The organism is Tessaracoccus yangjingae (genome assembly GCF_055326235.1).
Genome location: NZ_JBUZNN010000013.1, coordinates 1 through 13,147, shown reverse-complemented (window position 1 = coordinate 13,147; position 13,147 = coordinate 1). Strand labels below are relative to the sequence as shown.

Annotated in this window: 13 protein-coding genes; 10 read left to right on the top strand and 3 right to left on the bottom strand. The window is 70.7% G+C overall.

Going from position 1 to position 13,147, the window contains the following annotated elements; translation table 11 throughout:
- The first annotated feature begins 38 nt into the window (after positions 1–38).
- The 3 genes from ACZK5D_RS15010 (at position 39) to ACZK5D_RS15000 (ending at position 2,452) form a co-directional block, all read left to right on the top strand.
- Positions 39–1,571 (top strand): alpha-N-arabinofuranosidase, encoded by a 1,533-nt coding sequence (locus ACZK5D_RS15010; protein WP_463665859.1) that lies wholly within the window; start codon positions 39–41, stop codon positions 1,569–1,571.
- 171 nt (positions 1,572–1,742) lie between these two features.
- Positions 1,743–2,027, top strand: coding sequence for a type II toxin-antitoxin system Phd/YefM family antitoxin (locus tag ACZK5D_RS15005; RefSeq protein ID WP_463665858.1), 285 nt, complete (start codon positions 1,743–1,745; stop codon positions 2,025–2,027).
- Positions 2,024–2,452: a type II toxin-antitoxin system VapC family toxin gene (locus tag ACZK5D_RS15000; RefSeq protein WP_463665857.1), complete on the top strand. Its 429-nt coding sequence runs from the start codon at positions 2,024–2,026 to the stop codon at positions 2,450–2,452. Before ACZK5D_RS15005 ends, ACZK5D_RS15000 begins: the two co-directional genes overlap by 4 nt.
- An 8-nt stretch (positions 2,453–2,460) precedes the next feature.
- Here the strand turns inward: ACZK5D_RS15000 and ACZK5D_RS14995 are convergent, their stop codons facing one another.
- Positions 2,461–3,897, bottom strand: coding sequence for a helix-turn-helix domain-containing protein (locus ACZK5D_RS14995; protein WP_463665856.1), 1,437 nt, complete (start codon positions 3,895–3,897; stop codon positions 2,461–2,463).
- Between the two features lie 135 nt (positions 3,898–4,032).
- Here ACZK5D_RS14995 and ACZK5D_RS14990 point away from each other — a divergent pair, with 135 nt between their 5' ends.
- The 3 genes from ACZK5D_RS14990 to ACZK5D_RS14980 all read left to right on the top strand — a co-directional run bounded on the left by ACZK5D_RS14990 (position 4,033) and on the right by ACZK5D_RS14980 (position 6,616).
- Entirely contained in the window at positions 4,033–5,850 is a 1,818-nt protein-coding gene (locus ACZK5D_RS14990) for a phosphoenolpyruvate carboxykinase (GTP) (RefSeq protein WP_463665855.1), read from the top strand.
- A gap of 113 nt (positions 5,851–5,963) precedes the next feature.
- Complete coding sequence (locus ACZK5D_RS14985) at positions 5,964–6,224, top strand: type II toxin-antitoxin system Phd/YefM family antitoxin (RefSeq protein WP_463665854.1); 261 nt, start codon at positions 5,964–5,966, stop codon at positions 6,222–6,224.
- The gene (locus ACZK5D_RS14980) at positions 6,221–6,616 is read left to right on the top strand and encodes a type II toxin-antitoxin system VapC family toxin (RefSeq protein ID WP_463665853.1); all 396 of its coding nucleotides are present in this window, start codon (positions 6,221–6,223) and stop codon (positions 6,614–6,616) included. The genes ACZK5D_RS14985 and ACZK5D_RS14980 overlap by 4 nt, the downstream gene beginning before the upstream one ends.
- Positions 6,617–6,637: 21 nt before the next feature.
- Here ACZK5D_RS14980 and ACZK5D_RS14975 read toward each other — a convergent pair whose 3' ends face one another.
- Both ACZK5D_RS14975 and ACZK5D_RS14970 read right to left on the bottom strand, forming a co-directional pair.
- Positions 6,638–7,498 (bottom strand): exodeoxyribonuclease III, encoded by an 861-nt coding sequence (locus tag ACZK5D_RS14975; RefSeq protein ID WP_463665852.1) that lies wholly within the window; start codon positions 7,496–7,498, stop codon positions 6,638–6,640.
- A 10-nt stretch (positions 7,499–7,508) separates the two neighbouring features.
- A complete protein-coding gene (locus tag ACZK5D_RS14970; protein WP_463665851.1) occupies positions 7,509–7,958 on the bottom strand; it encodes an HIT family protein in 450 nt (149 codons plus the stop codon).
- Between the two features lie 39 nt (positions 7,959–7,997).
- On the opposite strand from ACZK5D_RS14970, the gene ACZK5D_RS14965 reads away from it, so the two are divergent.
- From ACZK5D_RS14965 to ACZK5D_RS14950, 4 genes are all read left to right on the top strand, one after another.
- Positions 7,998–8,195 (top strand): type II toxin-antitoxin system RelE family toxin, encoded by a 198-nt coding sequence (locus ACZK5D_RS14965; RefSeq protein ID WP_463665850.1) that lies wholly within the window; start codon positions 7,998–8,000, stop codon positions 8,193–8,195.
- Between the two features lie 97 nt (positions 8,196–8,292).
- Entirely contained in the window at positions 8,293–9,570 is a 1,278-nt protein-coding gene (locus ACZK5D_RS14960; RefSeq protein ID WP_463665849.1) for a hypothetical protein, read from the top strand.
- Positions 9,571–9,582: 12 nt separating this feature from the next.
- A complete protein-coding gene (locus tag ACZK5D_RS14955; protein WP_463665848.1) occupies positions 9,583–10,692 on the top strand; it encodes a hypothetical protein in 1,110 nt (369 codons plus the stop codon).
- A gap of 411 nt (positions 10,693–11,103) precedes the next feature.
- On the top strand, positions 11,104–12,480 hold the full coding sequence (locus tag ACZK5D_RS14950) for an HNH endonuclease signature motif containing protein (RefSeq protein WP_463665847.1): 1,377 nt from the start codon (positions 11,104–11,106) through the stop codon (positions 12,478–12,480).
- Positions 12,481–13,147 lie beyond the last annotated feature (667 nt).

Sequence of the window (13,147 nt, the reverse complement as noted above, 5' to 3'; positions counted from 1 at the left end):
GGCGTCAACCCCGCCTCGCTGACGAGAAGGAGACACCTGTGACCAATCCGCCCCTCACCGCCGTCGTGAACCTCGACGTGCCGGGCCCCACCATTTCCCGGCACGTGTACGGGCACTTCGCCGAGCATCTCGGCGCCTGCATCTACGGCGGGCTGTTCGTCGGCGAGGACTCGGAGATCCCGAACGTGCGCGGCATGCGCTCGGACGTGGTCGAGGCCCTCCGCGGGATCGACATTCCGAACCTCCGCTGGCCCGGCGGCTGCTTCGCCGACGAGTACCACTGGCGCGACGGTGTGGGCCCGCGTGAGGATCGACCGTCGGTGGTCAACACCCACTGGGGCAACGTGGTCGAGGACAACTCGTTCGGCACCCACGAGTTCATGGACCTGGTCGAGCAGCTGGGCACCGAGCCCTACATCTGCGGCAACGTCGGCTCCGGGACCGTCCGCGAGATGGCGGACTGGGTGGAGTACCTGACCCGCTCCGGCTCGGCCCCGATGTCGGAGCTGCGCCGCGCCAACGGCCGGGACGAGCCGTGGACGGTCAAGTTCTTCGGGATCGGCAACGAGTCCTGGGGCTGCGGCGGCAACATGCGCGCCGAGTACTACGCGGACCTCGCCCGCCAGTACTCCACGTACTGCCGCGAGCACGACGGCAACCAGCTGTACAAGATCGCCGGCGGCGCCAACGTCGACGACTACCACTGGACCGAGACGCTCATGAAGACCCTGGGGGACCTGGGGTGCGGCTGCAACCCGCGGCACTTCTTCGACGCCATCTCGCTGCACTACTACACGATGCCCACCACGTTCGAGGACAAGAAGTCGGCCACCGACTTCGACGACGACACCTACTACGCCACCATGCGCGCCGCCTGGCGGATCGACGAGCTGCTCACCCGTCACGGCAACATCATGGACGTCTACGACCCGTCGAAGCGGATCGGGCTGGTCCTCGACGAGTGGGGCACCTGGTTCACCGTGGAGCCCGGTACCAACCCCGGCTTCCTGTACCAGCAGAACACCATGCGCGACGCGCTGGTGGCCTCGGTCCACTTCGACTCGTTCCACCGCCACGCGGACCGGCTCGTGATGGCTAACATCGCCCAGACGGTCAACGTGCTCCAGGCGGTGCTGCTCACCGACGGGGACACCCTGATCAAGACCCCCACGTACCACGTGTTCGAGATGAACAAGGGCCACCACGACGCCGACTCGCTGACCGTGTCCTGGGTTGGGCAGCCGGTGCCGGTCCACGGTGAGGGCCGCGCCGCGACCCCGCTGGTGTCGGCCTCCGCCAGCACCAAGGACGGCCGGGCGCTCGTCTCGCTGTCCAACCTGGACCTCGCCGAGACCCGCACCGTGCGCCTCGACCTGCGGGGCCGCGCGGTCGCCGCCGTCGAGGGCCGGATCCTCACCGCCGGGGCGATCGCGGACCACAACACCGCCCAGGCGCCCGACGTCGTCGCCCCCGCCGAGTTCGCCGTCGGGGCTCCGGCCGACGGCGTCCTCGAGGTCGAGCTGCCCCCGCACAGCTTCGTCACACTGTCGCTGACGCTGGCCGGTGCCTGACCGCTGAAGGAAAGGGGCGGATCTGGTGGCGTAGTCGCCGCCAGATCCGCCCCTGTCGGTCTCATCGCCGGCCCTCACCCCTTGTCAGCATGGCGAGAGAGGCGGGCTTGAGGGCGTGGGGAATGCATGCCGGAACACGTACGACCTTGTACAGCAATGTACAATCGTGACATGTCGACGATCAACGTGAGCACCGCGCGCCAGACGCTCCCCGAGCAGCTCGACCGTGTGGAGGCGGGCGAAGAGGTGTCCATCACCAGGCACGGTCGGGTTGTCGCCGTCCTCGTCCGTCCGGACGCGCTCCGGGTGCGTCGCGCACCAGGCGCATTGGCCGAGGCCGAGCGCATCGCAGATCTGCTGGCCGCGGCGCGAAGTGAGCCCTTGCAGCCTGTCATCTCGGCCGAGCGGGCTGAGGAGCTGATCGAGGCCGTCCGCGACACGCGATCGGGCCGATGACACCCCTCATCGCGTTCGACGCCGATGTGCTCATCTACGCGGCGACAGCAGGGCACCCCCTAGGCATGCCGGTGGCCTCGCTGTTCGCCGTCGAGGGTGAGGGCCCCGTCGGCATCGGCTCGGTCCTGCTCCTCCCCGAGGTTCTGACCAAGCCGCTCCGGGACAGCCCGGATTCCGCGGAGGTCAGGGCGCTGGCAGGCCTGCTCGGCCGCCTGGACTTGCGGCCGCTGGACGAGACGACGGCGCGCCTCGCCGTCGCACTGGCAGTGACCTACGGGCTGCGCGCGGCGGACGCGGCCCATCTGGCCACCGCCGTCGCAGCCGGCGCGGACCAGTTCCTGACCAACAACCGAAGAGACTTCCCCGCCACGATCGAGGAGATCGAGGTCCTCTATCCGGAGGATCTCACCAGCGAGGCGGGGTAAGCCTCCGGCTACTCGCCGTCGTGGGCGTGCGCCTCCAGGAACTCGTAGAGCTCGCGGTCATCCACGCCCGGGTAGGTTCCCTGCGGCAGGGGGGCGAACAGGTGGGTGCGCACCCTCGGCGACGCCCACCCTTGCCCCTTCCAGCGCTCCGTCAGCCCGTCGTCGGGCCTGCGGCAGCACCGCGCGTCGGGGCAGGTCGACGACTCCCGCTGCTGGGATTCCCGCCCCCGGAACCACTTCGACTCGGCGTACGGCACGCCCAGCGTGATGGAGAACTCCGAGGTGGCGCCCGTGCCGGTCTGGGTGGACTCGAAGAACGTCCCCGCAGGCGTGGCCGTGTACTGGTAGTGCTCGCTGGTGCGCGTGGCGCGCGCGAACGCCTTCCGCGCGCTCCAGTGCCGGCACACCACCTCGCCCTCCGTCGAGCCGGTGGCATCCTGGGGCAGCGGGAGGCCGTCGTTCTCGTAGGCGCCCACGACGGTGCCGTCGCCGTCGACGCGCAGGTAGTGCAGCGTGATTCCCAGGTAGTGGGTGGCCAGGTTCGTGAACCGCAGCGCCGCGCCCTCGTGGGTGACGCCGAAGGTGTCGCGGAAGTCCTCGATGGCGATGTTGCGCTCCCGCTTGGCCCGCTCCAGGAAGTCCACCGACGCGGTGCGCGGCATCAGGCACGCGGCGGCGAAGTAGCTGGCCTCGAGGCGCTGGCGGAGGAAGTCGGCGTAGTCCGTGGGCGGCTCGTGCTCGAGCACCTTCTTGGCCACAGCCTGCAGCGCCAGCGAGCGCAGCCCGTGGCCCCCGGGGATCGACGCGGGCGGGATGTAGATGCGACCGTGCTCGAGGTCCACCACCGCGCGCGCCGAGTGGGGGAGGTCGTCGGTGTGCACGATGGTGAGCCCCACCCGCCTGGCCATCTCCGCGACCGTGCGGTGTGTCAGCGCGCCCGACGTGTGCCGCACGGCCTTGGTGGCCTGCTCGGCGACCAGCTCGATCTCCGGCAGGTGGTTGTTGCGCTCCCGCATGTGGGTGCGGTGCTGCGTGTTGGCTCGCCGGGCCTCCTCAGGCGTGGCGATCGACATGCGGGCGCGCCTGTCGAGCTCCCGGTGCAGGCCGACGATGGTCTTGAGCGTCGCGTCGGACATGGCCCGCGACGGGCGCAGGACCGGCAGGCCCAGCTCCCGGTAGGCGGGCGAGGCCTGCGCCTTCTCCAGCTCGATCTCGAGGGCGGCGCGCGGCGACGGCGGCTCCGCGGCCAAGAGGTCTGAGGCGGTCACCTTCAGCGCCTCGGCGATGGCCTCCAGCAGCGAGATCCGGGGCTCGCGGTGCCCGTTCTCCACCATGGACAGCTGGCTGGGCGCGGTCCCTGTGATCTCTCCCAGTTCTTCCAGCGTCAGCCCCGCCCTGGTGCGGAAATGCCGGATGCGGCGCCCGAGCGTCGAGAGATCTGCCATGCAGTTCACCATACGCGAAGAACTGCCGAACTTCACAGCCTTCCGGCTACCGGAACACCCCCTGGTCTTCCGTATGGTGAAGCCAAGAGGACATCCCGCACCGAAGCGCAACACCCACAAGGTTTGGAGAATCTCATGACCGCCACCGTCACGTACACCCGCCACGCACCCGATAACGCCGACTCCCGCATCGTCGCATGGGTGGACTCGATCGCCGAGCTGACCCAGCCGGACCGCATCGTCTGGTGCGACGGCTCCGCCGAGGAGCGCCAGCGCATGCTCGACGAGTCGGTGGCCGCCGGCACCCTGATTAAGCTCAACCCCGAGAAGCGCCCCAACAGCTACCTCGCCCGCTCGAACCCGAGCGACGTGGCCCGGGTCGAGTCGCGCACCTTCATCTGCTCCGAGCGTGAGGACGACGCCGGCCCCACCAACAACTGGGCAGCTCCGGCCGAGATGCGCGAGACCCTGGGTGGCCTGTTCCGTGGCGCCATGCGGGGACGCACCATGTACGTCGTGCCCTTCTCGATGGGCCCCGTCGGCAGCCCGCTCGCCCGCCTCGGAGTCCAGGTCACCGACTCGCCCTACGTCGTGATCAGCACCGGCATCATGACCCGGATGGGCGCCGAAGCGCTCGCCCAGATCGGTCCGGAGACGGAGTGGGTGCCCGCCGTCCACTCCGTCGGCGCGCCCCTGCTTCCCGGGCAGGAGGACGTGGTCTGGCCGTGCAACGAGACCAAGTACATCGTCCATTACCCCGAGACCCGCGAGATCTGGTCCTACGGCTCGGCCTACGGCGGCAACGCCATCCTCGCCAAGAAGGGGTTCGCGCTGCGCATCGCCTCCAAGATCGGCGAGCAGGAGGGCTGGATCGCCGCCCACATGCTGCTGCTGAAGGCGACCAACCCGGAGGGCCGCTCCTTCCACGTGGCCGCCGGCTTCCCCAGCGCCTGCGGGAAGACCAACTTCGCGATGCTGCGCCCCTCCATCCCCGGCTGGACGGTGGAAACCATCGGCGACGACATCGCGTGGATGGCCCCGGGCCCCGACGGCCGCCTGCGTGCCATCAATCCCGAGGCCGGCTTCTTCGGCGTCGCCCCGGGGACCGGGCACTCCACCAACCCCACGGCGATCGCCACCATCGAGGGAGACACCGTCTTCACCAACGTGGCCCTCACCGACGACGGTGACGTGTGGTGGGAGGGTCTGACCGACGAGGCGCCGTCGCACCTCATCGACTGGCAGGGCCGTGACTGGACGCCGGATTCCGAGACCCCGGCTGCGCACCCCAACTCGCGGTTCACCGTCGCCGCCGACCTGTGCCCGTCGATCGCCGGCACGTGGGACGATCCGGCTGGCGTGCCGATCGACGCTGTCATCTTCGGCGGCCGACGCGCCACCAACGTGCCGCTCGTGGCGCAGGCGCGGGACTGGGAGCACGGCGTCTACATGGGCGCGACGCTGGCCTCCGAGCGCACCGCCGCTGCCGAGGGGACGCTCGGCGAGCTACGCCGCGACCCCTTCGCCATGCTGCCCTTCTCCGGCGTGCACATGGCCGACCACTGGCAGCACTGGCTCAACGTCGGCGAGAAGCTGGGCCGGACGGGCAACGCGCCGCAGATCTTCCAGGTGAACTGGTTCCGCCGCGGCGAGGACGGCCGCTTCCTGTGGCCGGGCTTCTCGGAGAACTCACGCGCCCTGGCGTGGATCACCGAGCGCATCGAGGGGCGGACGGGCGCCGTCGAGTCGCCCTTCGGGCTGGTGCCGGTCGACGGCGCCATCGACCACGCGGCGGCCGGCGTGAGCGACGAGGACTGGGAGGCGCTCTTCGCGATCGACCCCGAGGCGCTCAGCGCTGAGGCCGACGACACGGACGTCTTCCTCGCCCGCATGGGACCCAAGGTGCCGGCCGCGGTCATCCGCCAGCACGAGGAGTTCCGCTCGCGGCTGTGAGGGTCGCGGCGGGCCGGGGCGTTGACTCCGGGTGACGCGGGGGCGCTCGTCTGAGGACGGGCGCCCCCGCTGTGCTCGGTCACGCGTGTGGCGAGAGTGCTACAGTTGCGCACATGTCCACCGTCGCCTCGCGTGACCTGCGCAACCACACCCGCTCGGTCCTGGACCGTGTCGCGGCCGGGGACGTCGTCACGGTGACCGTGAACGGGGAGCCGGTGGCCGAGATCCGGAGCCCCGCGAGGCGCAGGCCCGCCGCCATGACGCGCTCCAGCGTGATCGACCTCGTGGACGCCCAGCGGGTGGACGCCACCCTCGAGGCGGACCTCGGCTGGATCTCCGCCGGGTCCACCGAAGACCTCGGGCCCATCAGATGAGCGCGGGTCTGCTGGATACCGGCGTGTGGATCGCCGGGGAGGTGGGTCGGCCGCTCGATGTTGCCAAGCTTCCCGACGAGGCCTACGTCTGCGTCGTGACCCTGGCCGAGCTGCAGGCGGGCGTCCTGGCGGCGCCTGACACGCGGACTCGCGCGGCCCGGTTGGCCACCGTCGAGCGGCTTGCCGGCCTGGAGCCGCTGGTGGTGGACTCGACGGCGGCCAGGCATTGGGCGTCGCTGCGGGTGCAACTCCATGAGGCGGGCAGGGCGATGGGCGTCAACGACCTGTGGATCGCCGCGGTCGCGCTGGCCAACGGGCTGCCGGTGGTCACCCAGGATTCCGGGTTCGACGTGCTCGCTGAGTTGGGCGCGCTCGAGGTCGTCCGCGTCTAGCCGGCCCGCCCCGCCGGTGCGCTAGTCCCGCGCCTGGGGCAGCCTGGTCCGCCCGCCCCGCTTCGGGTTCGACGGCGGGGGCACGACGGGGCCGATGTCGCCGTCGGGCGCCTCGTCGAGGTCGACGATGACGGGGGCGTGGTCGCTGGGGAGCTTGCCCTTGCGGGCGGCCCGGTCCACCCAGGCGGCCTTGACGCGCTCGGCCACCGGCTGCGACGCCAGAACGAGATCGATCCGCATCCCCAGGTCCTGGTGGAACATGCCCGCGCGGTAGTCCCAGTAGGAGAACACGCGCTCGTGCTCCGGCCAGCGGGCCCGGACCACGTCGACCAGCCCGAACGAGGCGATGCGCTGCCGCTCCGGCTCGGTGACGTGCGTGTGGCCGAGGTAGGCGGCCGGGTCGAAGACGTCCGCGTCGGCCGGGGCGACGTTCATGTCCCCGCACAGCGCGACTTCAGCCGGCCCCGCCGCGACAGCAGCGGCCAGCGCGTCCAGCCATTCCAGCTTGTAGGCGTAGTGGTCCGAGGCCACCTCGCGCCCGTTCGGCACGTAGAGGCTGTGGACGCGCACCCCGCCGCAGGTCGCGCTGACCGCGCGCGCCTCCGCGACCCCGAGGTACTCGGGCTGCCCGGCGAAGGTGCGCTCGACGTCGTCCAGCCCAACGCGTGAGAGCAGCGCCACGCCGTTGAAACCGCCCAGCCCGTGGTGCGCGTAGGCGTAGCCGAGGTCCGAGAGCGGGCCGGCGAGCAGCTCGTCGAAGGCGGCGTCGGTGAGCTTGGTCTCCTGGAGGCAGACGACGTCGGGGCGGCGCTCCTCCAGCCAGGGCAGCAGCCGCGGCATCCGCTGCTTGGCGGAGTTCACGTTCCAGGTGGCGATCCTCACGAGCGCGAGGCTACCCGCCCGGACGCCTCGGGGGAGCCGCGAGCGCCTCGCGCAGCCTCGCCGCGTACTCCGCCTCCTCGCCGTGGGCGTACCGGGTGCGGGGCCAGAAGAAGCCGCGCAGGCCGTCGCCCTTGGATCGTGGGACCACGTGGACGTGGAGGTGGGGGACGGACTGGCTGACCACGGTGTTGATGGCGGTGAAGGAGCCCTGCGCGCCCAGCGCCTCGACGACGGCGGCCGCGACCTTCTGCACCGCGCCGAACAGCGGCGCGAGCAGCTCGGGCGGCAGGTCGGTGAGCGTCGCGACGTGGGTCACCGGGCAGACCAGCACGTGCCCCTTGAAGACGGGCCGGTGGTCGAGGAACGCCACGACGTGCTCGTCGCGGTAGACGATCTCGGTGTCGATGTGGCCGGCGACGATCCCGCACACCAGGTCGACGGCCTCGCGATCCATGTCCATGGCGACATCCTGCCCCCGTTAGTTGACGCTGACCAGCCCGTGGCCAGGCGGGTGTTCGACGCGGTCCAGGATCTGCAGGACGATCCTCGCCCGCCGGGTGCGAGGAAGCTCGCGGGGGAACGGACGGCCTGGCGGATCCGCGTCGGGGATCACCGCGTGATCTACGACGTGTTCGATGCAACCCTTATGGTCACCGTCGTGCGGGCAGCCCATCGGCGTGAGGTGTACGGCCGGTAGGGCCGAGGCCGTGATCACGCCGCCCCCGCAGAGCCTGCCGTGATCGCCCGGCGACTCGCTGTAGCCTGATCGTTCGAGCGACGACGCCGGGGAGACCATGAGCCCATCAGTTGGCCTGTATGCCTGGGGCGGACCCGGAACCATCCGGCTCCTCCGGGCCAAGTACCGCGCTCCGCGCATCGACGACGAGAGCTTCCTTCGCCTCTACGACCAGGACGCCCTCGCCGCCGCAGGAACCAACCTCGGCGTCACGGACATGTGGGTGACCTACTCGTGGGGCTTCTCCGACCAGACAGAGGCGCCAGACCGCCAGTTCCTGCGCGAACGACTCCCGGAGTTCCGGCGCCAGGGCATCCGGACCCATGCCTACGTGCAGGGCCTCAACGTCGTGACAAGCGAGTTCACCGGCCGCGACGTCTTCTGCCGCGACCCCGACGGCCGCCTCCTGCCCTACAGCCGCGGCCGGTCGCTCACGTGTCCGAACAATCCCGAGGCGAGGCAGATCATCCTGGACCGCGTGGCAGCCGCCTGCGGCGAGGACATCGACGGCGTGTTCGTCGACAACATCATCTTCGGCATCCCGCCGTTCCTCGTGCGCCGGGACTACATCGCGTTCTTCGGCTGCTCGTGCCGGTTCTGCCGCGCCGCGTTCCAGGCCCGGTTCGGATACCCGCTGCCCGCGGCCGGCAAGGCCGGGGTGCAGGTCATCGCCGACTACCTCGACTTCCGGCGCCGCAGCGTCGAGGCGTTGCTGGGGGAGGTGTCCGCCGTTTGCCGGGCGACCGGCAAGCAGTTCGGCGTCAATCTCTACGACCCGCTGCGACACACGCCGGAGGTCTACTTCGGCTACCGGCTTGCGGACATCGCACCACTCGTCGACTACCACCTCATCGAGAACCATGCGCTGGCCGGCGCCGACGGGATCAGCAACGGCCACCTCGCGCCGCTGATCGCGTCCGCCGACACTCCCGTGTTCGTGGTGTCGTACCGGCAGGGGATCGGGTTCGAGCCCGCCTACGGCGCGGGGGAGGTGGATGCCATCTGGAGCGACGCCGAGGCGTTGGGCTACTCGCCGTGCCTGAAGGTGTCGGAGTTCACCACCAACGGCGTCTGGCACGCGCTCGACCTCCGGTCCGTGCGGCCGCCGGTGGCGTCGCCGTCGGTGCGGCCCGGTGCCGCCGTGGCGGCGCGACGGTTGCGCCCCAGCTCGCTGGGGGAGCGGGTGGTCGCGCGCGCCGTCGAGAAGCGCTACGCCCAGCTGGCGACGGCGGCGTTCGAGAACGACGCGCTGGCCTACGCGCTGGCCAAGAGCGGCTTCGCGCCACGGTCCCTACGCCACGACCGGTACTTCCTCCTCGGCAGCTCCGGGGCCTGAGGAGCAGCTCCCATGACGCACCCCGGACCAGTTACTGCCGCAGATCTGCTCGCGGGGCCGCGAGGTCGTCGGCTGTGCCTGGAGTGGGCACGCCAGGCCCTCGAGGACCTGGCCTCCGACATCTCGGATGCCGCGTACCGGCTGGACCCGGGGAGCGGAACGTCTCGCATCCGCTTCACGATCGGGCCCGGTCCGGTCGAGCCCAGGTCTGTGCGGGCCGACAAGGTGGCGACGGCCCTGGCCCGGGCAGAGCTGCCTCCGGTCAGCGGCCCGACGGTGTGGATGGCCCTGCGGGAGTCCGTGGGCAGCGCCCGTTACTGGCAGGAGCCCGACGGGGAGGACGTCCTCGCCGCGACACCGTCAGTCCGCGCCGCGCTGGCGGCCGTGGCGGAGGCGATCGCGACCTCGGGTCATGTCGCGTGGTGGACCGAGGGGTTCGCCGCCTCCCCGCAGTTCCGGACCCTGATGCGCGACCCCGGCCTGAAGCGACGCCGGGCGGCTCCCGACGAGCTCCTCCGCGCCTGGCGGACGGGCGCAGTCGAGTGGGAAGCGCGTGCCGCCCGGGAGTTCCCCGTCGACCCCACCGCGCCGTACTCGGGCGAGTGGTGGTCCATCCCTCCGCACGACCTGCCGCGGACCACCCGGTCACTCGACGTCGGGCCAGTGGGGCTGTGGCTGATCGAGGACGAGGCGGGTTGGCAGGAGGCAGCCACCGTCGCCGTCGAGGTGCCCGAGGGGCTTCGGGTGTTGGAGGTTCGCGGCCCCGACGACTGGGCGGAGTTGTGCCGTCGCCATCCGTTGCGAGTGACGGCATCCCGCCGCCACGACTGGTACCGCACCACCGGGCTCGGGGCCGTTGAATGGGTCATCCCGGACTGGGTGGGCGTGGCCGGCGAGTTCGATGTGGTGCACGTCCCGGTGGCGGGCTGGTTGACCACCGCCGGGGTCGCGGTGACGGTCGACGACGGCGTCGCCTCGGTGCTGGCGGGCTGGGACCCTGGCGCCGCCTACTGGCTGGCCAGCTCGCCACGCGACGTGGGGGAGCAGACCCTGTGGAGATGGCACCCGCACGAGGACCGCTGGCTCGTGTCCAGGGCTGATCGCGGCCATGCTGGCAGTTGAGCCGCACCGAGCTCAGCCCTCCGGCGCATCTGCCTCCGGCCGCCGGGTCCCAGGACGTCGGCGCTGTGTTGTTGGCCAACCGCCTCCAGAGGCAGGGTGGTCCCTGGCGTGAGTCTGGCGCGGCCGGAGGCTGCCCTTGTCTGACGCCCGAGTCGAGGAGCCGGGTCCACCCGTTGTCGCCGTTGTCGAAGCCCCTGTCAACCGGTCGACCACTACCCTGATCATCAGCCCGATTGCCACACCGGAGAGTGGAGCACGGAGCGGGTCTGGCAGTGGTGTATGCCCTTGTCGGAGAGTTTTGCACATTCGTGCAGATGTCCGGGAATGGCTGGAAGATTGCCCAGAGAATCTTCTTGCCGGGAGGGCTTCCCGGGGCCGTTTCTGTCGGTGGTCGTTGACAGAATGGTTCACATGAGCGAGATGGTGGTGGACCTGGGGCAGCGGTATCTCGCTGCGCTGTGGGACGCCGCCGGCGCGCTCGGCACGGATGCCGCCGCGGTGGGGCGGCTGGCCGGGTTGGTCGACTCGATCGGGGAGTTCGAGGCCCAACTCGCGGGGTTGCGGCTGCACCTGCTCAACGAAGCACGCCTGTCCGCCGCGGATGCCGTCATCGAGGGTGTGCGGCAGTCGGTGCGTACCACCCCGGCGCAGGCCACCGCGATGCTGCGTCTCGCCTCCGATCTGGGTGACCGGTTCCCCCTGATCGGCGCCGCCCTGCATGAGGGTGTGGTCTCGGTGGCGCAGGCCGAGGCGATCATCACCGGGCTGCGGAAACTCCCCCCGCAACTGACCCGTGCGCAGTTGGTGGAGTGCCAGGAACTGATCCTGGCTCACGCCGACACGTTGGGCCCCACCGAACTGCGGATCCTGGCGGCTCGTTTGACGGAGGTGGTCGACCCGGACCGGGCGGATGCCGACGACGCCCGCCGTCTGGCGCGGGAGGAGGCCGCGGCGCGGCGGAACCGGTTCCTGCGCCTGGCCCCGGATCATCAGGGCTCGATTCGCATCACCGGCCAGCTCCCCGTCGCCGATGCGGCGTTGTTGTCGGCGCAGCTGGACGCGTTGATGCCCGCGAAGTCCACCTACACCCACGCCGGAGAAGTAGCAGGCCCAGAGACCCGCCGCGCCGATGCGTTGGTGCTGCTGGTCCAGCATGCCGCCTCCGGCGGTACCCTCCCCTCCCACGGCGTCGACCGCCCCCACGTCCACATCACCCTCAACTACGACACCCTCGTGTCAGGTCTCGGCCCGGTCCAGGTCCTTGGTGTGGGCGGGATCGACGGCCTCACCGCCGGAGACGCGCGACGGATGGCTTGCGACGCCCGCCTGACCCCCCTGGTCCTGGGCGGCGCATCCCGGCCGCTGGACGTCGGCCGCACCCACCGCCACTTCACCCCCGCCCTCCGCGCAGCGATCACCCAACGCGACCAAGGCTGCGTGTTCCCCGGCTGCACCGCCACCCCCGCCGCCTGCCAATGCCACCACATCATCCCCTGGTGGACAGGCGGCCCCACCTGCCTCACAAACGGCGTCCTGCTGTGCCCACACCACCACCGCCTCGTCGAACCCGACCCGCTGCAATCCGCCGAATCCCAGTGGCAGGTACACCTCGACCAGGTGACCGGCCTGCCATGGTTCACCCCACCCCGCCACATCGACCCCACCCGCAAACCTCGGCAGCATCAACGCCACCGGCTGCAACAGCTCGAACCTCAGGCAGGTGCGCCACCCTGCCCACCGGAGGACGACGACTTGATCCTGGCCAGTTCCCCCGCCTGGCGCCAGTGACCCGCCCACCCGCGGGTCCACGGATCGGGCGCGGATGGGTTTCGACGCGGGCGCGCGTCGCTCCGCTCCTCACGGCCCGGCTCAACCAGCGGGACTACCGCTGGCTGAGGTGTGAGGAGCGAAGCGACGAGCCTCGAAGCCTCAGAAACGGTCCTTGTCAGCTCACGTTTTCTAGGCTTCGAGGCCGCTACGCGGCACCTCAGCCAGCGGTGGAGGGGACCTCGGGCAGCAGTGGGCGGAGCGGTGGGGACCGGGAGGGCGATGGGGGAGGCAGGGGCGGTGGGGACAGCAGGGCGATGGGGACCGGGAGGGCGATGGGGGAGGCAGGGGCGGTGGGGACAGCAGGGCGGTGGGTGGTGGGGGCCGGGGCAGGTTGGGTGGGCGTTGCTGACGGCGCCGGCGCGGAGCGCCACCGCCGGAAGCATGGGCGGCCCGGCCCCCACCACACACCGCTCCACCCAACCACAGACACCACCAGCAGAGTCCCTGGTCAAACTCGCGTTTCTTAGGACGCTCCTATGTTTTGTCAACCCCTTTTTCGAGGATTCTGAAGGTCTGGCGGGCGACGTATCGTTTGAGGCAGCGGCGGATCTCTCGCTTGGTTCGGCCTTCAGCGGTGCGGCGTTCGATGTAGGCCTTGGTGGCTGGGTCGTTGCGTTGTCTGCAG